The 20,255-nt window shown below is 55.2% G+C and carries 17 protein-coding genes; 9 read left to right on the top strand and 8 right to left on the bottom strand.

The genetic code is table 11. The features are described from left to right. Window positions 1-69 precede the first annotated feature (69 nt). The 3 genes from RA157_RS14630 to RA157_RS14620 all read right to left on the bottom strand — a co-directional run bounded on the left by RA157_RS14630 (window position 70) and on the right by RA157_RS14620 (window position 3,744). Window positions 70-408 (bottom strand): hypothetical protein, encoded by a 339-nt coding sequence (locus RA157_RS14630; RefSeq protein WP_350333868.1) that lies wholly within the window; start codon window positions 406-408, stop codon window positions 70-72. A 54-nt stretch (window positions 409-462) separates the two neighbouring features. Further along, on the bottom strand, window positions 463-1,455 hold the full coding sequence (locus RA157_RS14625; RefSeq protein ID WP_350333867.1) for a hypothetical protein: 993 nt from the start codon (window positions 1,453-1,455) through the stop codon (window positions 463-465). A gap of 207 nt (window positions 1,456-1,662) precedes the next feature. After that, on the bottom strand, window positions 1,663-3,744 hold the full coding sequence (locus RA157_RS14620; protein WP_350333866.1) for a methyl-accepting chemotaxis protein: 2,082 nt from the start codon (window positions 3,742-3,744) through the stop codon (window positions 1,663-1,665). Window positions 3,745-4,031: 287 nt separating this feature from the next. Between RA157_RS14620 and RA157_RS14615 the strand changes: the two genes are divergently transcribed. After that, entirely contained in the window at window positions 4,032-4,910 is an 879-nt protein-coding gene (locus RA157_RS14615; RefSeq protein WP_350333865.1) for an MBL fold metallo-hydrolase, read from the top strand. Here RA157_RS14615 and RA157_RS14610 read toward each other — a convergent pair. Further along, window positions 4,890-6,059, bottom strand: a complete 1,170-nt coding sequence (locus RA157_RS14610; RefSeq protein ID WP_350333864.1) for a pyridoxal phosphate-dependent aminotransferase — start codon at window positions 6,057-6,059, stop codon at window positions 4,890-4,892. The two genes, RA157_RS14615 and RA157_RS14610, sit on opposite strands and share 21 nt — an antisense overlap. A 227-nt stretch (window positions 6,060-6,286) precedes the next feature. On the opposite strand from RA157_RS14610, the gene RA157_RS14605 reads away from it, so the two are divergent. The 6 genes from RA157_RS14605 (at window position 6,287) to aat (ending at window position 11,755) form a co-directional block, all read left to right on the top strand. Then, window positions 6,287-7,657: a M48 family metalloprotease gene (locus tag RA157_RS14605; RefSeq protein ID WP_350333863.1), complete on the top strand. Its 1,371-nt coding sequence runs from the start codon at window positions 6,287-6,289 to the stop codon at window positions 7,655-7,657. A 15-nt stretch (window positions 7,658-7,672) separates the two neighbouring features. After that, window positions 7,673-8,437, top strand: a complete 765-nt coding sequence (locus RA157_RS14600) for a DsbA family protein (protein ID WP_350333862.1) — start codon at window positions 7,673-7,675, stop codon at window positions 8,435-8,437. A 262-nt stretch (window positions 8,438-8,699) separates the two neighbouring features. Further along, entirely contained in the window at window positions 8,700-9,149 is a 450-nt protein-coding gene (aroQ, locus tag RA157_RS14595) for a type II 3-dehydroquinate dehydratase (RefSeq protein ID WP_350333861.1), read from the top strand. 21 nt (window positions 9,150-9,170) lie between these two features. Continuing rightward, window positions 9,171-9,653: an acetyl-CoA carboxylase biotin carboxyl carrier protein gene (gene accB / locus RA157_RS14590; protein WP_350333860.1), complete on the top strand. Its 483-nt coding sequence runs from the start codon at window positions 9,171-9,173 to the stop codon at window positions 9,651-9,653. Between the two features lie 12 nt (window positions 9,654-9,665). Beyond that, the gene (accC, locus tag RA157_RS14585; protein ID WP_350333859.1) at window positions 9,666-11,006 is read left to right on the top strand and encodes an acetyl-CoA carboxylase biotin carboxylase subunit; all 1,341 of its coding nucleotides are present in this window, start codon (window positions 9,666-9,668) and stop codon (window positions 11,004-11,006) included. A 77-nt stretch (window positions 11,007-11,083) separates the two neighbouring features. After that, window positions 11,084-11,755 carry a leucyl/phenylalanyl-tRNA--protein transferase gene (gene aat, locus RA157_RS14580; RefSeq protein ID WP_350333858.1) on the top strand — a complete coding sequence of 224 codons (672 nt, stop codon included), beginning with the start codon at window positions 11,084-11,086 and terminating at the stop codon, window positions 11,753-11,755. Here aat and RA157_RS14575 read toward each other — a convergent pair. From RA157_RS14575 to RA157_RS14560, 4 genes are all read right to left on the bottom strand, one after another. Next, window positions 11,695-12,096, bottom strand: coding sequence for a DUF2155 domain-containing protein (locus tag RA157_RS14575; protein WP_434058507.1), 402 nt, complete (start codon window positions 12,094-12,096; stop codon window positions 11,695-11,697). The genes aat and RA157_RS14575 overlap by 61 nt on opposite strands. A gap of 175 nt (window positions 12,097-12,271) precedes the next feature. Further along, on the bottom strand, window positions 12,272-13,018 hold the full coding sequence (locus RA157_RS14570) for a methyltransferase domain-containing protein (RefSeq protein ID WP_350333857.1): 747 nt from the start codon (window positions 13,016-13,018) through the stop codon (window positions 12,272-12,274). Window positions 13,019-13,042: 24 nt separating this feature from the next. Beyond that, window positions 13,043-13,426 carry an NADH:ubiquinone oxidoreductase subunit NDUFA12 gene (locus RA157_RS14565; protein ID WP_350333856.1) on the bottom strand — a complete coding sequence of 128 codons (384 nt, stop codon included), beginning with the start codon at window positions 13,424-13,426 and terminating at the stop codon, window positions 13,043-13,045. Window positions 13,427-13,596: 170 nt separating this feature from the next. After that, entirely contained in the window at window positions 13,597-14,268 is a 672-nt protein-coding gene (locus RA157_RS14560; protein ID WP_350333855.1) for a response regulator, read from the bottom strand. A 651-nt stretch (window positions 14,269-14,919) separates the two neighbouring features. Between RA157_RS14560 and RA157_RS14555 the strand changes: the two genes are divergently transcribed. Then, window positions 14,920-18,621 carry a vitamin B12-dependent ribonucleotide reductase gene (locus RA157_RS14555; RefSeq protein WP_350333854.1) on the top strand — a complete coding sequence of 1,234 codons (3,702 nt, stop codon included), beginning with the start codon at window positions 14,920-14,922 and terminating at the stop codon, window positions 18,619-18,621. 136 nt (window positions 18,622-18,757) lie between these two features. After that, a complete protein-coding gene (locus tag RA157_RS14550; protein WP_350333853.1) occupies window positions 18,758-20,239 on the top strand; it encodes an AMP nucleosidase in 1,482 nt (493 codons plus the stop codon). The last annotated feature ends 16 nt before the right edge of the window (window positions 20,240-20,255 follow it).

Raw genomic sequence — 20,255 nt, 5'->3', positions numbered from 1 at the left:
ATCAAGCTCAGCATGGCATAGTGATGGAACAAGACATGTAAGGAACCGATGATGGTCGTGCTTGATGTTTCAAGCTCTGCGCGTCAGAACGCGCCAAAGTGCCCGGCCTGCAACGGCCAGGGTCATCAGGACCCATAAGGTTCCCAGAAGGCCTGCCAGACCAACAGAACTCAGAGAAATAAACTGGGCTGTCTCATCGTCAAGCAGACCGCAGCTACGATAGCCGAAAATCAGCGAGCCACTGCACCGATCATCCATGCTCAGGATCAGAATAACCGTCGCAATCCAGAAAGCAGCAATCCCCACGGTCGTCTGGCGATACCAGAGCGGCCCTGCCCGACGTGTTGCCAGCACAGCGATGACCGGAGCAGCCAGCAAAACCAGCAGAAAGATATCGTCTTCAGACATGGTCTTTGATTATCCTGTATTGCAAAACTGCCGCAGATGGGTGTGGCCTTATTTTTACAGATTGAAAACCTGGGCAACAGTAAGCGGAATCCGCACCTCTCTCCAGGCTTCTGTCGCACGATCCTGATAAGAAAACCTGCGACCGGGTGCCGGGTTCAGCAGGGAAAGCAGATTCTCAGTTGAGATCTCGCCGTTGCGTTCCCGTCTATAGATCGACAGGAAAAACACGCCTCCATGAAAGGCAGCTGACAGACCACCCGGTTCCATATTGAACTGCGCGTGCAGTTCCATGAATTTCCTTGCAAACTCTTTGGTTACCCATGCAGTAGCCCCCTGTCGGTCGCGAGTAGCAGCTTCGTAGAGACTATCAAAACCCGGATTACCGCTTGGAATGGTCTCAAACCCATCGGGCAAAGACGGCCGCAACGCCTGATCAATTCTGTCACCCTGTCTTCGGATGATAATTTCAGGCGCGGTTCGGGGTAAATCCACCTCAACCAGCAGGCCTTCGAAATAAACCTCGTGGTGGTCCGGCCCGGACATCCTGTCATCCGGGCTATGCTTTCCACGACTGGAAAACTTTGCACTGGCCAGACGAACGGCGCTCCCCTCAAACGCGCAGCGCATGCCGTAGTGCAGCAGGCCGGCCCCTGGCAATGGGACGCACCCCAGATCCGAAGCGCTTCGATAGTCGATAAAAGTCTGAGCAGGATCCTGAATGAACACACCGCCACAGGCTCGCTTGATCATCTGCCCGGCAATCTGAGCGGCAAACTCACGCTCATAGTCCGTACTGGCGCTCTTGCGTGTTGCGCCAAAGATAATCAGTGCGCCAAATCCGGCAAAAACCCCGAGCCCGATCAGCACGCCCAGCGGCTGCGTCTCTCTCAGCGCCAGTATCCCGGCACTGGCGGTAGCCGTCCAAAGTGCAGCTAAAACCAGGGCCAGAAGACCACGTGATTTTCTCAAGCGGAGAACCTTATCCTCAGCGCTTTTGACCAGTGGAGCGAGCGCCTTCTGATAATAGTGATCAAAATCCTCTGCCATAGAATCCGGATCCAGCTATGCATGAAGGAGCTATTATAAATTACGCGCCACCAATATGAATAAAAACACACTCTGAACAGTAAAAAGAACCCACTGCGGGTTCCGTATGCCTTACTGGTTTATAAATCAGGGGATGACATCTAAAGCAGACTTAGTCCAGTATTCTGCCATCCCCTTGCAGATTGCAGGAGCGGTTAATCTTGAAGATCACGCCGCTCTGATATTCTTTAGAAACTGATCAATGCTCTGTCCCAGAACGCTGGCCTGTTCCGACAGTTCATTTGCGGAATTCAAGACCTGTTCCGAGGACTGATTTGTACCGGTTGCTGTTCTGTTGACCGTTGCCATCGTCTCTGACATCTCAGACGAACTACCTGCAGCGCGTTGGGCGCTCTCGGCAATCTCCTGGGTGGCATTGCCCTGTTGCTCGACGGCACTGGCAATTGCTGCTGCCGTACTGTGGACTTCGTTGATCGATGACAGGATTTCATTGATCGCATTGACGGCTTCACCAGTTCCGGTCTGGACAGCCTCAATTTGCTGACCGATCTGCTCCGTTGCCTTGCCCGTCTGCGACGCCAGTTCTTTTACCTCAGATGCAACAACCGCAAACCCTTTCCCGGCCTCACCAGCGCGAGCGGCTTCAATCGTGGCGTTCAGAGCAAGAAGATTAGTTTGCTCCGCAATATCTTCAATCAGGTTGACCACATCACCAATCTTTTGGGCAGCCTCGGAAAGTCTCCGGATTTTATCGCTGCTACTCTCAGCTTCATTCGCAGACGCTTCGGAAAGGTCGGCGGCATTCTTCGCCTGAGTCTGGATTTCCTGGATAGAGGCAGACAGCTCCTCAGTCGCTGTCGCGACATTCTGGACGTTGGCTGATGTATTGGAAGCTGCATTGACGCCCGTTTCTGCTTCGCGCAACCCGGTTTGCGCATCATTCGTCAGGGAATCTGCTGAATGACGCATCTCTTCTGCAGCACCGTAGACCTGTTTGATTGCAAGGCTTGCTGAGTTTTCAAATTCCTGAATGGCCGCCTCGATAGTCCGCTGGCGTGCTTCTTTGTGTTCCTGTTCAGAAGCCTGCCTCTCTTCAAGTTGCTGGCGTTCCACGGCATTTTTCAGGAAGACACCAAGCGCCGTTGCCATTGCTCCTACTTCATCGCGCCGGTCTGTACCCTCTATGACGATTTCAGTATTTCCGTCGGCCAGCTCTTCCATGGAATGGGTCAGCTTTTTGAGAGGCCGGATAACACCGCCCATCGAGACAAAGATCGCTCCCGCGATCACCCCGATTGCAACCAGCATTACCGCGCCTTCTATTGCAAGAGCAGTCCACTCTGCCTGAAGTGATGCATCAATGGATCGCGCATTGGCCTCCAGCCCGATATTGAAAAGGGAAATCGCCTTCTGGAGCGCAAATTCAGACCGCTCAAACAGCTGGGCAAAGGATATCGAGTAATCACCTGTTTGCGAAGCGAGGAACAACTCTTCCCTCAACTTGTTGTAAACATCAAAATATTCCCTTTCGAGGACAGTTATTCCCTTCCGGACATCTGCTGCAATTAGGGGACTGTCCTTGATGAAAGTGATCCCTTCAAAAGCCTGCTCCGCACGGCCATGATTGACGTTCATGTACATGAGATTGTCACGTGTCAGCGCATCTCGACGTGCAGTTGCGATTGCAAATAATGTACGCTCACGCCCACCATACTCTCGAATGGCCCAGGCTCGCTGCACCACACTATCTGTTGCGACGATATCTGGCGATGCTTCACTCATCAGTGCGCGGACATCAAAAGCAAGAGCATTAAATTTGGAGACAATTTTCTTGATCTCCACTGGCATTGCGACAATACGATCCGCACGTCGTTGACTAATTGGCCCGGCTAAAGCCTTGTCAACTTCTTGCCTCAACGTATCAATCTGCCCGAGATATTTGTCCAGCCGCTGGGCCAGATCCTGCCGATTGGTGATTAATGATGATTGGAGTAATGTCTGTCGCGCTTCAGCAAAGAGACTCTTCGATAGTGTCCGCTGCGTCTGCAACATGCCACTGATCTGATCAGACACAGGGCCATCCAGGTTAAGCGCCACCTGTGAAAGCGATCGCTCCAGAGACAGCTCAATGGTCGCTTTCGACAGCGCGCCGACAGTCTGCACAGCCTGCGAGGCCTTCTGCAGCTCCGACACCTTACCCCATTCCTTGAACATGATCTGCCCTGCAAGCAACAACACAATGCAGGCGATCGCGACATTTATTCCGAGGAGCTTAGTACGAATTAGCATAACCATAATCCAAACTTATATTTATTGTATTGTGGTGTAATAGTAAGACGTATATGGTAAATGAAATGTGTATACCGCAATCTGAGATCAGCTATCGAAGATAGTCGTTTCTCATAGCATGCCGTTCTTCACCTGGTTGGAAGGCGTCTCCTAGTAAATACCTGCCCCGACAGAGACTGTTTTTGGTCTGCGACGGGATAATCAAGTAAATAATATTGATTACCCGGCATTGCCTGCCACAGGTTCCACACTCCTGAAACAACGTTGATTGCAGCGGGATTTATTCCATGCCTTATTCCTCCTCCATAGCTCAGAACTTTGTCGCACTGCTTGGCACCAAGGGTGGACCGGCTATTCGACCCGGATCATCCAGTCCGACCGCAAACCTGCTGATGGCAGAGGGACGCCCCGTGGTGGTGGATTGTGGACTTGGCGTGACCCGCGGACTTATTGATCAAGGGGTGGAGCTTGAGGATCTGGGGCTGATTTTCATCACCCATCTTCATTCCGATCATTATCTTGATCTTGGACCGCTGCTGCATACGGCATGGACGGCGGGGTTAAAAACACCCGTTGATATCTATGGCCCTGAAGGACTTGAAGACTACTGGCTCGGGTTTCTCCAATCCATGAAGGCGGACATTGACTTGCGGATCGAGGATGAAGGCCGTCCGGACCTCGCTACTCTTGTCAACATTCATGTTCTGGATGATGGACAGGTGCTTCAAGAGCATGGGCTGACAGTTTCAGCCCTGCGCAACGAACATCCGCCGTTGATTGATACATTTGCTCTTTCCTTCAAATGGGCTGCTCGTCATGTGGTTTTCTCCGGTGATACCGCTTATTTCCCGCCACTGGCTCCATTCGCGCGCGGTTGCGATCTCCTCATCCACGAGGCCATGCTGTCCCCGGCACTGGATGCGCTGGTCAAGCGGGTTGGCAACACGGACGGTCGCCTGATGCGTCACCTGCTCCGCTCTCACACGCCTGTGGAAGATGCAGGACGCATCGCAACAGAAGCCGGAGTAAGAGCCCTGGCACTGCATCATCTGATACCCGCAGATGATGCTGACTATGGAGAAGCGGACTGGTTAGACGCCATTAAGCCACACTGGGATGGTCCACTGTTTGTCGGCAGAGACGGTTTACGCATTCCGCTTGGCTGACAGCCATCCGCCCAGACGCTCTATGGCTTCCTCGACAGCTGCTTCTGTTCCTGCAAATGAAAAGCGAAGATAGCGGGCACCGCGCTCCTGGTCAAAATCGGCACCAGGCGTCACCGCAAGGCCGATGTCTTCGAGCAAGGCGGCTGACAATCGGGCGGAATCGTCTGTCAGATGTCCCACATTCGCATAGAGATAGAAAGCCCCATCAACGGGAAGAAAATCCGGAATACCGATCTTCGGGAAGGCATCGAGAAGCCTTGCCCTGTTGCGCCGATATCCGTCTTTGATCTGTTCCAGCTCATCCGTGGCATCGAAGGCGGCGATTGCCGCCCTCTGAGAGAGTTCCGGCGCGGAGATATAAAGGCTCTGGGCAATCCGTTCCACCGGGCGCACCAGCACCTCTGGCAGAACCATCCAGCCAATGCGCCAGCCGGTCATACAGTAATATTTCGAGAAGCTGTTGATGATCAGGGCATCATCAGAATGACCAAGAGCGGTTTCCTCAGCCCCTTCAAATACCAGTCCATGATATATTTCATCTGAAATGAAAAGAATATTATTCTCTGAACAGGCATCGATCAGGAACTGAAAATCAGCGGATTGCATTACGGTTCCACTCGGATTGGCCGGGCTCGCTATCAGGACAGCATGCACCGGTTCCTCGTCGTGCAGAGCCAGAAGCTGATCGGGCGTCAGCGCCCAGCGGGTGTCTTCTGTAACCGGCACTTCCACCGGCACCAGACCAAGCGCATTCAGTACATTTCGGTAGGCCGGATAGGCCGGTGTCGGCATCACAACCCTGTCTCCCGGATTAAGGGCGGCCAGAAAAGCCAGATTGAACCCGCCTGACGAGCCTGTGGTAATGGCAATGCGATCCGGAGATACAGATACCCCGAACCGGTCCTGATAATACCGACTGATGCGCTCCCTCAACGGACGAATGCCCAGCGCTTCCGTATAGCCGATACGGCCATCTCTTAACGCAGCTGCGGCAGCGTCCCGCACAGGCTGCGGCACAGGCGCTCCCGGCTGGCCCACTTCCATATGCAGGATGGACCGCCCTGCCCGTTCCAGCTGTCCTGCACGCTGCAGCACATCCATGGCCAGAAACGGTTCAACGGCACTGCGCAGGGAAGGCTTGATCGGCATAAGTTAGGATCCTTTCGGCTATTACCTCAGCAGCGCAGGACCGCCGCCACATTGTTACCATTTTCGCGCGAAGATATCGGCATCTGACATTGACCGGCCCCAATCCCGCACCTACCTTGTCAGCATTCAATGAAAGGATGGCTGTCGTGCACGCATCAGGCTCCATGAAGTCCCGCAGATTGACCGCTTTTAAAGAGCGGTCAAGAGCATTTCTGTCGCAGCGACTGATGAAGGCAGCCCGCTCCGGCTTTGCCATGGGGCTTTCGGCTGTCATTCTGGCCACCTCCATGCCCCAGGCAGCAGATGCCCAGGGCAGACGGATACGCGTGGTGCGCGACGCGGAAACCGAGCAGCTCGTCCGGGATTACGTCGCCCCTATTCTGAATGCTGCCGGGATCGGTGCGCGGAATATCGAGATTGTTCTGGTTGGTGATAACAGCTTCAATGCCTTTGTCGCAGATGGTCGGCGTATCTTTGTGAATACCGGTGCTCTTCTGCAGTCCAAGACACCGAACGAAATTATTGGCGTTCTTGCTCATGAAACCGGGCATCTGGCTGGCGGACATCTGGCCCGCCGCAGGGAAGCCCTGGCACAGGCCCAGACACTGGCCGTTATCGGCGCCTTGCTCGGTGCAGGTGCACTCGCAGCGGGGGCCGCATCAAATCGAAATAGTGGCACTCAGGCCGGCGCTGCTGTTCTGAGTGGCAGTCAGTCAATCGCCCAGCGAAGCTTCCTTGAATATGCACGCGGAGAAGAACTGGCCGCCGACCGGGCCGGATTCACTTATATGGAGAGAACCCGTCAGTCCAGCCGCGGCATGCTGACTGTCTTCCGCCGCTTTGCAGATCAGGCCATTTTCCGCACGCGGTTCACGGACCCCTATCTGCTGAGCCATCCACTGCCCAATGATCGCATCCGCCAACTGGAGCGCCTTGTGGTACGGTCCCGTTATGTGGACAAGAAAGATTCCAACGACTTTCTCCACCGTCACGAATTGATGCGCGCCAAGCTTCTTGCCTTCACACAGCATCCGAAGCGGGTTGACCGGAGTTATCCACGGTCAGACAAATCACTGGCTGCGCGATATGCACGCGCGATTATTGCCCACAGGTTCGGCAAACCCAAGCGCGCTATTTCTCTGATTGACGGACTGATCAAGACAGAGCCGCGTAATCCTTTCTTCTGGGAACTGAAAGGTCAGGCTTATCTTGAGAGTGGCAATCCACGGCAGGCTGTCAAACCGTTGCGCAAGGCCGTGTCTCTGGCACCCCAAAGCGGTCTTCTGCAGCTCTATCTCGGTCAGGCCATGGTGGCATCGGATCGCAACAACCTTCTTCCCGAGGCTATCCGCAACCTGAATGCGGGTCTGACCCGGGAGCCAAATTCCGCGCTCGGCTACCGCTTTCTGGCCCAGGCTTATGCCCGGCAAGGCAAGATCGCCCAGGCAGAACTCGCGACCGCACAATCCCGTTTTGTGTCAGGTGCTCTGCGTCAGGCCAAGGTCCATGCCAAACGTGCTCAACGAAATTTGAAGCGTGGCAGCCCGGCATGGCTTCGCGCAGACGATATCATCTCCTATACTCCGCCAAAATTCTGATCGGGATTCTCTCTTATGGCTTTCTTCTCTCGCCTGTTTTTTGCGGCTGGCCTTGTGCTTTCCACTCTCGTCCTGCCTGCGTCCGCAGCTTCACTGTCTGATACGGACAAATCGGAAGTGGAAAAAATCGTTCGGGACTACATTCTTGAAAACCCGGGCATCATCCGCGACGCTCTCATTGCTCTAGAGCGGGAGCGTGAACTGCAGGAGGCCAATCAGCGCCGTGATGCCCTGGCCGCCAACAAGGACGCCATCTTCAATTCTCAGTATCAGGTTGTTCTGGGCAATCCGCAGGGTGATGTAACGCTGGTGGAGTTCTTCGACTATAATTGCCACTACTGTCGCCGGGCTCTCGGTGACCTGCATCGGCTGATGGATGAGGACAAGAACCTCCGTGTGGTTCTGAAAGAATTCCCGGTTCTGGGTGAAGGTTCGCTAGAAGCGGCCCGGGTCGCCATTGCCGTGAACAGCATGGCACCTGAGAAATATCTCGAATTCCACAACAAGATGCTCGAGAGCGAGGTTCAGGCCAACCTTTCCAGTGCTGTTGCTGTTGCAGCCGAAATGGGCCTGGATATCCCGACACTTCAGTCAAGTCTGGATAATGATGATGTTCGGGCTACCCTTCAGGAAGTCTACAACATTGCCAACACGCTCGGCATCAACGGCACCCCGTCTTATGTTGTTGGTGATGAAGTGGTCGTCGGTGCCCGTGGCTATGATTATCTGAAAGAGCGTATCGCATCCTATCGGGAGTGCGGTTCGACTCAGTGCCAGTAGGCTTCCGGTATCCATCAACCGAGACCCGTAAAGCCAGGCACGTCCGCCTGTTAACGCTTCACATCGTTTTCCGACAGTTCTGACGTCGGAAAACGATGTTTTCTTTGCCCTTATCATCCTAAATGCCTATAAGGAACCCTAAGCGGGTGCGGCTTGCGCTGGTGGATTGTGATTCCCTGTCAGCGCCTGATGCGACGGTTGGCTTATTTCGGCCTTGTGCCGGATGGGTTGATTGTACCGCTTCCCTAACAGATGGTAGGACATGACACGACACGTCTATGTACTGAATGGCCCCAACCTCAACCTTCTTGGTGAACGGGAGCCCGGCGTTTACGGCGCTGAGACTTTGTCTTCCATTCAGGAAAAATGTAACGCCAAGGCAGAAACGCTGGGCCTGACTATCGATTTTCGCCAGACAAATCATGAAGGCGAACTGGTCGACTGGATTCAGGAAGCGCGCCTCAATGCTTCAGGCGTCGTGATCAATCCTGCTGCCTACACACACACATCCGTTGCACTTCATGATGCAGTGCGGGCTCTGGCCTGCCCTGTGATTGAAGTTCATCTTTCAAACATTCACGCCCGAGAATCCTTCAGGCACCAGTCCTATATCTCTCCTGTCGCGGCAGGGGTGATCTGTGGTTTTGGAGCTCACGGGTATGAGTTGGGTCTGGACGCGCTGGCCTCCATTCTGGCCAAAACGGACAACTGATTTGAGATGACAGAAAACAACATGTCAAAGAAAACAAATATCGACCATGAACTGGTTCGGGCGCTTGCAAACATCCTGAACGACACGGATCTGAGCGAGATCGAAGTTGAGCAGGATGATCTGAAAATTCGTGTTGCACGCTCAGCACCTCAGGTAATCAGCCATGTGGCCGCAACCCCGCAGCCTGTCGCAGCACCCGTTGCAGCTGCTCCTCAGGCAGCACCTGTAGCCGCCGCAGCTCCTGCAGCTTCCGGATCAGGCCCTGACCTCACCAATGCGGTCCGCTCTCCTATGGTTGGCACGGCTTACCGTTCACCGGAGCCGGGCGCGAAGTCATTCATCGAGGTTGGTGATACCGTGGCACAGGGTCAGACGCTGCTGATCGTCGAAGCCATGAAGACCATGAACCAGATCCCTTCACCACGTGCCGGTAAAGTGGTCGAAATCCTGGTTGAGAACGGTCATCCGGTAGAGTTCGACGAGCCTTTGGTCATCATCGAATAGAAAGAGGGCAGCATGTTTTCCAAGGTTCTGATTGCGAACCGGGGTGAGATTGCCCTGCGCATTCTTCGCGCCTGTAAGGAACTCGGTATCGAGACCGTTGCTGTGCATTCAACAGCAGATGCGCATGCCATGCATGTGCGCCTGGCAGATGAGAGTGTCTGTATCGGCCCGCCCCCGGCTGGCGAAAGCTATCTGAATATTCCGCAGATCCTTGCTGCCTGCGAGATCACCAATGCGGATGCGGTTCACCCGGGCTACGGTTTTCTGTCCGAGAATGCGCGCTTTGCCGAAATTCTTGAAGCTCACAATATCGGATTTATCGGGCCCAAATCCGAGCATATCCGTGTAATGGGTGACAAGATCCAGGCCAAGCAGACAGCTGAATCCCTCGGCATTCCGGTTGTTCCCGGCTCAGATGGCGCCGTACGTTCTCTTGAAGAGGCCCGCAAAGTGGCCGAAGAGATCGGCTATCCTGTCCTGATCAAGGCCGCTGCCGGCGGCGGCGGTCGCGGTATGAAAGTGGCCGAAAATGCCGATGTACTGGCAACAGCACTGTCAACTGCCAAGTCTGAAGCCAAGGCGGCTTTCGGCGACGATGCCATGTATATGGAAAAGTATCTTGGCAAGCCGCGTCATATCGAGGTTCAGGTTTTCGGTGATGGCAAGGGCAATGCGATCCATCTTGGAGAGCGTGACTGTTCCCTTCAGCGTCGCCATCAGAAGGTCTGGGAGGAGGCTCCCTCACCTGCTCTGAATGTGGAAGCACGCGAGAAGATCGGCAAAGTCTGTGCCGATGCCATGGCCAAGCTGGGCTACTCGGGCGCTGGAACCATCGAATTCCTGTACGAGAATGGCGAGTTCTATTTCATCGAAATGAACACCCGTCTTCAGGTGGAGCACCCGGTTACAGAGGCTATCACCGGGATTGACCTGGTGCATGAGCAGCTTCGGATTGCTGCCGGTGGAGAGCTGTCCGTCAAGCAGGAAGACATCCAGTTTGAAGGCCATGCGATCGAATGCCGGATCAATGCGGAAGATCCCAGAACCTTCATGCCATCACCGGGCACGATCACCCACTATCATACACCGGGCGGTCTTGGCGTTCGCGTCGATTCAGGTGTTTATCAGGGCTACAAGATCCCACCCTATTATGACAGCCTCATCGGCAAGCTGATCGTTCATGGCAGAAGCCGTGTGGACTGTATGATGCGCCTGCGTCGCTGTCTGGATGAATTCGTGGTGGATGGTGTCAACTCGACCCTGCCATTGTTCCGTGACCTGATTGACCATCAGGATATCGCCAATGGTGCCTATGACATTCACTGGCTCGAAAAATATCTTGAGCTGGACTGATGAACCTTACCGGTCGGGGTTTCTTTTAACTCCGACCGGTCAACCGTCTCGAAGCCCGGATCCGGCAAGAGGGTATCTTGAGCGCACGTGACGATGATGTGGTCTTTGAAGTCACACCGCATGTCTTGCTGAAAGCCTATGCATGCGGTGTCTTTCCAATGGCCGAAAGTGTCGATGATCCCGGCCTGTTCTGGGTTGAACCGGACAATCGCGGTCTGATCCCTCTGGACAGCTTTCACATTCCCAAAAGCCTGAAGAAGACCATCCGCCAGGGCCGGTTTGAGGTGCGCATCAATACGGCTTTCCGTGCAGTCATGGAGGCTTGCGCGGAGCCTGCACCCGGGCGTCAGGAAACCTGGATCAATCAGCGCATTCTGTCACTCTATGGTGACCTGTTCGACATGGGGCATTGTCACTCAGTCGAGTGCTGGCAGGATGACCGGCTGGTGGGAGGTCTCTATGGCGTCAGCCTGGGTGCGGCATTCTTCGGAGAAAGCATGTTCTCACGCGTCCCGGATGCCTCAAAAGTGGCGCTTGTCCATCTGGTTGCACGGCTGAACAAAGGTGGATACCAGCTGCTCGACACCCAGTTTACCACCGACCATCTTGAGAAATTCGGCGCAATATCCATCCCGAAGGACCAATATCAGGTTCTGCTGGAAACGGCTCTTCTCAAACCTGCCGATTTTCACTCGCTGGGCGGTGCGACGTCTGACTGCATCTTGCAATTGGCCAGCCAGACATCATAAACCGGATGCTCTACAGCGTTGAGACCTGGGCTTGATGCGAACATCCAGCCGGAAAAGATCCGGCGGATCTTATTGTTGAGCGTCAGCTCGTCCACCTCAATGAAAGATGAAATCTTTGACGGTTCTGTCGGTGGACGCGAGTAGCAGACACGCGGCGTGATCTGCAAGGCACCGAACTGTACGGTTTCATCAATATAGACATCAAAGGTAATCAGCCGTCCGGTGATTTTGTCGAGGCCCTTGAAGACGGCTACCGGATTTTCAATCGGCTCCGCATGGGCCGGACTGATCCCCCGTACCGGGTTCAGAAACCCCATACCCACGGCTATCACAATCATCATGATCATGACATTCAGGATGCGCAATCGGCTGTTAATGCGGTTCTTCAACACTGTCATGTCCAAATTCTTGCGTGAGCCCGGCTGATTCTGACCCTTTATGAGGATTGATTCACGGCAATACTATGATCCGCCACCTGAAACGATTCCCATATGAACCCTGCTGTCGCTCATAACGCTATTTCTTGTGCGCCTCAACCCGAAGCCGGACATAATCTGCCGTCCAGCGTCCATCGTCATCTTTGAGGTTCGGTTCCAGCAGGGACAGCACGTCAGCCAAAGCATCCTCCCGCCCTTCGCCGAACTGATCAAAGAACGGTTGACGAAAGACGCTCAGCCAGGCCGCCATACCCGTGGGCAACGGCGTTGGTCTTGGAATGAGCGTAATGCGTCTGACGGCAAACCCTGCCCTTTCAAGAACACGCGCGTAAGCGTCAGGGCTCGGGAAATACCAGGGACAGGCCAGCGCCTCATCGCCCTGCCTGTAACGGCATACAGCCCGCATGGCAGTGACGATTGCCGCCACATTGCCATGACCGCCAAATTCGGCGACGAAACGTCCACCGGGCTTAAGGGCCTTTGCAATCCCATCTGCCACAGCTTGCGGATCAAGCATCCAGTGCAAGGCTGCGTTGGAGAAAACGGCATCAAACTCGGCTGAAAATGGCAGCTTGTGTGCATCCCCTTCGTGAACCGTCAGCCCGCGAGCTCGCGCTGATGCTGCAAAATCCGGTGCCTGTTCGAAGCCTACAAGGGTCGCACCGCTTTTCGACAGTTCCTCGGTCAGAGCGCCATCACCACAGCCGATATCCAGAATGCGCTCACCGGCTACGGGCGCAAGCCATTCCGCAACACCATCGCCAAGCTCGGATACAAACCGGGCATTCCGGTCATAGCTTTCCGATGACCAAACCTGCTGTGTCATGAGAGTGTGTTCCTCTGGAACCGATCAGTTTTCCGGAGACCAGGCATCATAGTCAGGCGTGGACGCTGCACCGCCGGAGGTCAGAATAGAGCCTTTCGGACGATAGGCATTGGCTGTTCCCGTCGGATTGGGCTGATGCCCGGTTTCCCAGTCACGCGCTGTATAGGTTTCATCCGCCGGAGAGATATCCGTGCGGTGATGCATCCAGCCATGCCACCCTGCCGGAATGGCACTGGCATCTGCTTCACCATTATATATGACCCAACGGCGATTGCCGCTACGCTCACGGTAATAGGTATTACCAAACTCGTCCTTGCCGACAAACTCGCCCTTGCGCCAGGTGAAGAAGCGCGTTCCCATGGTCTGGCCATTCCACCATGTGAAAATCTGAAGTAGCAGCTGTTTCATGGACGTTGTTCGCTCATACAGGAATAAGGTCAGATCACCGACCGCCAATCTGCCGCGACTATGCAGCCCCATGGCCGGAAAGTCCATAGCGCCCTATGGATTAGGAGACGTCCTGTCGGTGAATTGAACGATAGGCTGCACGTCCGAAGCGGAGCATCTGAAGCCCGGATTTAAGACCCTGAACGTCTCTGACGGCTGACCGCCGCAAAGCGCGGCTTATAGATGGTCGCGGCATTCACAACAGGACGCTCTTCCTCTTCTTTCCTATGGAGGATCTCATCAACGGTATTCTGTACAGCGCTGCCTGACTGGGTCAGTGTCTGATAATATTTCCGAGCATTCACGAGACCTTCCTGCCGCAGTCTCTGCTGAGCCAGGAGGTCCTGCACACCACCGATCACATAGGATGACCCCTCGAGCATGAACTCGCGATCATCATTGGCCAGCCAGGTCAGGCACCTGTGCAGGGTGGATGACGAGAGCGGCTTTACCAGACAGTGATGTGCGCCGGCCCGAAGCGCCTTTTCGATCATCGGTCGTGTGACCCTGTCGGAGATTACAATGGCGGGTACGAAACACAGTGGCTCCATCTGCTTCAGGCGAATCGCTTTCAACAACTGATAGCCGGATGTGGGCTTCATATACCAATCCGAGAGAATCACTGTGGGCGGCTCGCTCAGCATCGCTTCCAGCGCGACATCGGCGTTGTCAAAGACCCGAATTCGGCGGACTCCTGCGGATGACAGCATCGATCGCATCAGCGTCTGCATCTGTTTTGATGAATCGATCATCACAACATCAAGTTCTGATGGTGCATGTCCGTATGCTGCATGCTTAATCATTGTCCACAAACCCGATCTTTTTTTTATCTTTGACGCCTTACGCCGCTAAGCCCGTCCTGAACCTTGCATTTTCCTTGTATCAGCCCCGTTTTAAGATCGATTGAAAAGCAAGCATGCAAATTTTCTAAAATTTGACATAAACAGGCGCCTATCCGGCAAGCCCTTGGTTTTTCTACGGTCTTTTGCTTCTCCCCGAAATCCACAGACCACATACTAGATTTAGCCATCTCATCGATTAAACCTACTAGCCCTTGACCGGAGAAAACGATTCAGACTAATTTTGGGGTGTTCTGAGTTCGGCATTGCGGGTGACCCCCGCGCCCTTTCAAACCAAGTATTATGAGTGACAGAAACCGCAAAAAGACACCGCTTGCGGGGTTGGTTTTCTGCGCTCTTTTTACGGCGTTTTGTGGTGGCAATCGATAGACAGAACACTATATGTAGTGCTATGATTTGCGACGTATACTAAATGTTTGGATTTAGCATTCAGCATCACAAGCGGCGGCAAACACAGCAGATCATAGTGGCCCCAAAGGGCTAACTGGTCGTTCAGCATGTCTGGATGACCGGACAGGGGTAGAATTGAGGCAATTTCCGGCCACTGCTCATACAGGGGGGCATGTCGGATGGTGAGAAGAGGATTCCGAGGCCATGCGCATAGAGCGGCGCTTCACGCAAGACGGACAGTCACCTTACGCGGAACTTGAATTCCGCACAGCGACCAGCGAGATCCGGAATCCGGATGGATCCGTTGTTTTCCGGCTTGCAGATATTCAGGTTCCAAAAGCCTGGTCACAGGTCGCAAGTGACATTCTTGCCCAGAAATATTTCCGCAAAGCCGGTGTTCCGGCGCGCCTGAAGAAGGTTGAGGAGAACAGTGTTCCGTCCTGGCTGTGGCGTTCTGTTGCCGACGAAGAGGCTTTGGCGGACCTGCCTGAAGACGAGCGTTACAGCTCTGAAATGGATGCCCGCCAGGTTTTTGACCGTCTGGCCGGAACCTGGACCTACTGGGGCTGGAAAGGCGGCTATTTCGACAGCGAAGCTGACGCCCGCGCTTTCTTTGATGAGCATTGCTATATGCTTGCGACACAGCGGGTTGCTCCGAACTCACCGCAGTGGTTCAACACCGGCCTGCACTGGGCTTATGGCATTGATGGACCGGGCCAGGGTCACTATTACGTCGATCCGTTCTCCGGTGAGCTGACCCGCTCTACAAGCTCCTATGAGCACCCGCAGCCGCATGCCTGCTTCATCCAGACCGTTGATGACGATCTGGTCAATGACGGCGGCATCATGGACCTCTGGGTGCGTGAAGCGCGTCTGTTCAAATATGGCTCGGGCACCGGTGCCAACTTCTCCCGCCTGCGCTCTGAAGGTGAAAGCCTGTCCGGCGGCGGACGTTCATCCGGTCTGATGTCCTTCCTCAAGATCGGCGACCGTGCAGCGGGCGCGATCAAGTCCGGCGGCACCACCCGTCGCGCTGCCAAGATGGTGGTCGTCGATGTGGACCATCCGGATATCGAGGACTACATCAACTGGAAGGTCAAGGAAGAGCAGAAGGTTGCCGCCCTGGTCACCGGTTCCAAGGTCTGTCAGAAGCACCTGCAGGCCATCATGAAAGCCTGTGTCAACTGCACAGGGTCTGGCGACGATTGCTTTGACCCGCAGAAAAACCCTGCCCTGAAGCGGGAAATCAAGGCTGCACGGCGCCTGCATGTTCCGGAAAACTATATCAGCCGGGTCATCCAGTTCGCACGTCAGGGCTATAAGGATATCCAGTTCGACGCCTATAATACGGACTGGGATTCTGAAGCTTATCTGACGGTTTCCGGCCAGAACTCAAACAACTCCATCCGCGTTACCGATGACTTCCTCCGGGCTGTCGAGAATGGCGGCAACTGGGATCTGGTTCAGCGGACCACCGGCAAGGTGGCCAAGACGCTGAACGCGAAGGAATTGTGGGACTCCGTTGGCCATGCGGCCTGGGCCTGTGCCGATCCGGGCATCCAGTATCACACCACCATCAATGACTGGCATACCTGCCAGACAGCAGGTGAGATCCGGGCGTCCAACCCATGCTCGGAATACATGTTCCTGGACGATACGGCCTGTAACCTTGCCTCTCTGAACCTGCTTCAGTTCCGCAAGAAAGACGGCAGCTTCGACATTGAGGCTTACGAACATTCCGTTCGCCTCTGGACCATCGTTCTCGAAATCTCTGTGATGATGGCCCAGTTCCCGTCTCGCGCCATTGCCGAGCGCTCCTATCAGTACCGCACACTTGGCCTCGGTTACGCCAATATTGGCGGTCTCCTGATGACGTCAGGCATCAGCTATGATTCAGATGCTGGTCGTGCGTTGTGTGGTGCTTTGACGGCTGTTATGACGGGTGTGTCCTATGCGACATCAGCTGAGATGGCGGGTGAGCTTGGTCCGTTCCCGGATTACGAGCGCAATGCGGACAGCATGCTGCGAGTGATCCGCAACCACCGCCGGGCCGCTCACGGGGAGACCGGGGGCTATGAGGCTCTGAATACCAATCCGGTGGTTCTGGATGCGGCCAACTGCCCGGATCAGGCGCTGGTGGAGCATGCCCGGGCTGCCTGGGACAAGGCGCTGGAGCTTGGCGAGGAGCACGGCTATCGCAACGCCCAGGCCACGGTTATTGCCCCCACCGGCACAATCGGTCTGGTGATGGACTGTGATACCACGGGGATCGAGCCGGACTTTGCGCTGGTGAAGTTTAAGAAGCTGGCCGGTGGCGGCTACTTCAAGATTATCAACCGGGCGGTGCCGGAAGCCCTCAGAACCCTTGGCTACACGGCTGAGGAGATCGAGGACATCGTCTCTTATGCGGTGGGCCGCGGCACGCTGAAGAGCTGCAATGCCCTCAGCCATGAGGCGCTGAAGGCCAAAGGCTTCACCGATGAGGCTCTGAAGGCGGTGGAAGACGGGCTGACCAGCGCGTTCGACATCAAGTTCGCCTTCAACCGCTTCTCTCTTGGTGACGCCTTCTGCACCGATGTGCTGGGCTTTGACAGCGAGCAGCTGAATGATCCCGACTTCGACATGCTGAAGGCGCTCGGCTTCTCGAAAGACGAGATCGAAGTGGCCAACATCCATGTGTGTGGCGCAATGACCCTTGAGGGTGCGCCGCATCTGAAGGATGAGCATCTGCCGGTGTTTGACTGCGCCAATCCGTGCGGTCGTCTGGGCAAGCGGTTCCTGTCTGTCGCGAGCCACATCCAGATGATGGCTGCGGCCCAGCCGTTCATCTCCGGTGCGATCTCGAAGACGATCAACATGCCGAATGATGCGACGATTGAGGATTGCAAGGCGTCCTACATGCTGTCGTGGAAGCTTGGTCTGAAGGCCAATGCCCTGTACCGGGATGGCTCGAAACTGTCCCAGCCTCTGAATGCCCAGCTTTTGTCTGATGATGAGGATGAGCAGGACGAGGTTCTGGATCAGCTTCAGGCTGACAAGCCGGCACAGGCACGTGCTGCCGTTGCGGCTGAGCGGATTGTTGAGAAGATTGTCGAGAAGGTCGTTGAGCGTCCGCTCGGGGATCGTGAGAAGATGCCGCACCGGCGCAAGGGCTATACGCAGAAGGCTGTTGTTGGCGGTCACAAGGTGTATCTCCGGACGGGTGAATATCACGATGGCCGTCTTGGTGAGATCTTCATCGACATGCACAAGGAAGGGGCTGCGTTCCGGTCTCTGATGAACAACTTCGCGATTGCGATCTCGCTTGGTCTTCAGTACGGGGTTCCGCTTGAGGAATATGTGGATGCATTCACGTTCACACGCTTTGAGCCAGCGGGTCTTGTGACGGGCAATGAGGCCATCAAGAACGCCACCTCCATCCTGGATTATGTGTTCCGCGAGCTGGCCGTCTCCTATCTCAGCCGCCACGACCTCGCCCATGTGGACCCCGAAAATATAGGGTCAACCGCTGTCGGTGCCGGAAAGGATGAGGGCAAACAGCCAACTCATATCGTTTCCACGGGCCTCGTACGCGGCCGGACCGAGCGGTTCCGGGTTGTAGACGCGCAGGAACCGGTCGGAACCACAACCACCGAGCAGACCACAGCAACAGTGGGCAATACGGTAACCGCCTTCAAGCGGGAGGTGGAAACCGAGCAGCAGACCCAGACTGTTACAGTGACTGTGACCGAGGTTGAGGAAAAAACCGAGGCCGTAGCCCAGCAGAACAGGGCCGAGCAGATCACCCTTGCCCGCATGAAGGGATATGAAGGTGAGAACTGCGCCGAGTGCGGCAACTTCACCATGGTGCGAAACGGCACCTGCCTGAAGTGCGACACCTGTGGTTCAACAAGCGGCTGCTCATAAAGCACGAACCGATAGACCATCAGAAAGGCGCGCCAGACGGCGCGCCTTTTTTGTATGTGAAGAGGCTTCAGAAAACCGTCAACCGAACTGTGTTATAATCCATTATTCCGTTTCAACACGACAACAGGACCAGCTCTTGAACACACAATCCATATCGACCCCTTCTCCGATTGCCTTTGCTCAATTTACTGACCCGGTCAAAGCCGTAGACCACCTCATTCATATCTTCGACCACAATGCCGGTTTCCTTCAGGCGCGATTTAAGGACCTGCTTGCAGGGACTGTTCCCCAAGAGCGGATCAGGGCGCATTATCCCGAACTGCGTCTGACAACCACCAGTCATGCTGCGATCGACAGCCGCTTGTCCTATGGCCATGTCTCCGGCCCCGGAGACTATTCCACAACAGTCACCCGCCCGGATCTGTTCCGTTCCTATCTGATTGAACAGATTGGCCTTCTCATCCGAAACTACAACACGCCCGTAGGCATCGGCACATCCGACCAGCCCTTGCCACTACACTTTGCCTTCCCCAATGGCATGAATGTGGATGGTGCCCTGTCGGATTTTCTCGACAGACCTTTGCGCGATGTCTTCGACGCCCCCGATATCGGCAACATGGATGACGCGATCGTCAATGGCGAGTATGAGGCCACGGACGGCGCCCCTCTGCCTCTTGCTCCGTTTACTGCGCCACGCGTGGACTATTCTCTGCATCGGCTGCAGCATTACACGGCAACACAGGCGGAGCATTTTCAGAAGTTCGTGCTGTTCACCAATTATCAGTTCTATGTGGACGCATTCTGCGAGCGGGCGCGTAAACTGATGGCCGATGGTGGCCAGGGCTACAAGGCTTTTGTGGAGCCCGGAAACCGCATCACCCATGCCGGTGACAAGGAACCAAGTGAAGGCACGCCTCTTGATCGCCTCCCACAAATGCCCGCCTATCACCTGAAGGTGGACAAGCATATGGGGATCACCCTGATCAATATCGGGGTTGGCCCGTCAAACGCCAAGACGATTACGGATCACGTGGCCGTGCTGCGCCCTCATGCCTGGCTGATGCTGGGCCATTGCGCGGGCCTCAGAAAGACCCAGCAGCTTGGAGATTACGTTCTGGCCCATGGCTATGTGCGGGAAGATCACGTGCTCGACGCTGACTTGCCGAACTGGGTTCCCATTCCGCCTCTTGCCGAAGTTCAGGTCGCGCTGGAACAGGCCGTTGCCGAAGTAACCGGGTATTCCGGGTATGAGCTCAAGAGCATCATGCGGACCGGCACGGTGGCCACAATCGACAACCGGAACTGGGAACTGCGCGACGAGCGGGAACCGGTACGCCGCTTTTCCCAATCACGCGCGGTTGCTCTGGATATGGAATCAGCAACCATTGCCGCAAACGGGTTCCGCTTCCGTGTGCCTTATGGCACCCTGCTCTGCGTCTCAGACAAGCCTCTTCATGGAGAGCTGAAACTGCCGGGGATGGCCAGCGACTTCTACCGCCAGCAGGTCAACCAGCATCTGGATATCGGCCTGCTCGCACTCAGGAAAATGAGTGAAATGCCAGGCGAACGCCTTCACTCAAGGAAACTCCGCAGTTTCTCAGAGACGGCCTTTCAGTAAGGGGGCATCAAGCCCC

Source organism: Coralliovum pocilloporae (assembly GCF_030845175.1).
Lineage (GTDB): Bacteria > Pseudomonadota > Alphaproteobacteria > Rhizobiales > Cohaesibacteraceae > Coralliovum > Coralliovum pocilloporae.
Note: the sequence above shows the minus strand (reverse complement) of the source record. Positions and strands in the feature narration are given on the sequence as shown.

Excerpts from the sequence above, each read along its gene's own strand:
- RA157_RS14575 (WP_434058507.1), bottom strand. The coding sequence starts at position 12,096 with ATGATGATTGTGATAGCCGTGGGTATGGGGTTTCTGAACCCGGTACGG.
- RA157_RS14615 (WP_350333865.1), top strand. The coding sequence starts at position 4,032 with ATGCCTTATTCCTCCTCCATAGCTCAGAACTTTGTCGCACTGCTTGGC.
- RA157_RS14565 (WP_350333856.1), bottom strand. The coding sequence starts at position 13,426 with ATGAAACAGCTGCTACTTCAGATTTTCACATGGTGGAATGGCCAGACC.
- RA157_RS14625 (WP_350333867.1), bottom strand. The coding sequence starts at position 1,455 with ATGGCAGAGGATTTTGATCACTATTATCAGAAGGCGCTCGCTCCACTG.
- aroQ (WP_350333861.1), top strand. The coding sequence starts at position 8,700 with ATGACACGACACGTCTATGTACTGAATGGCCCCAACCTCAACCTTCTT.
- RA157_RS14605 (WP_350333863.1), top strand. The coding sequence starts at position 6,287 with ATGAAGGCAGCCCGCTCCGGCTTTGCCATGGGGCTTTCGGCTGTCATT.
- RA157_RS14630 (WP_350333868.1), bottom strand. The coding sequence starts at position 408 with ATGTCTGAAGACGATATCTTTCTGCTGGTTTTGCTGGCTGCTCCGGTC.
- RA157_RS14610 (WP_350333864.1), bottom strand. The coding sequence starts at position 6,059 with ATGCCGATCAAGCCTTCCCTGCGCAGTGCCGTTGAACCGTTTCTGGCC.
- RA157_RS14620 (WP_350333866.1), bottom strand. The coding sequence starts at position 3,744 with ATGCTAATTCGTACTAAGCTCCTCGGAATAAATGTCGCGATCGCCTGC.
- RA157_RS14600 (WP_350333862.1), top strand. The coding sequence starts at position 7,673 with ATGGCTTTCTTCTCTCGCCTGTTTTTTGCGGCTGGCCTTGTGCTTTCC.
- accC (WP_350333859.1), top strand. The coding sequence starts at position 9,666 with ATGTTTTCCAAGGTTCTGATTGCGAACCGGGGTGAGATTGCCCTGCGC.
- RA157_RS14560 (WP_350333855.1), bottom strand. The coding sequence starts at position 14,268 with ATGATTAAGCATGCAGCATACGGACATGCACCATCAGAACTTGATGTT.
- accB (WP_350333860.1), top strand. The coding sequence starts at position 9,171 with ATGTCAAAGAAAACAAATATCGACCATGAACTGGTTCGGGCGCTTGCA.
- RA157_RS14555 (WP_350333854.1), top strand. The coding sequence starts at position 14,920 with ATGCGCATAGAGCGGCGCTTCACGCAAGACGGACAGTCACCTTACGCG.
- RA157_RS14570 (WP_350333857.1), bottom strand. The coding sequence starts at position 13,018 with ATGACACAGCAGGTTTGGTCATCGGAAAGCTATGACCGGAATGCCCGG.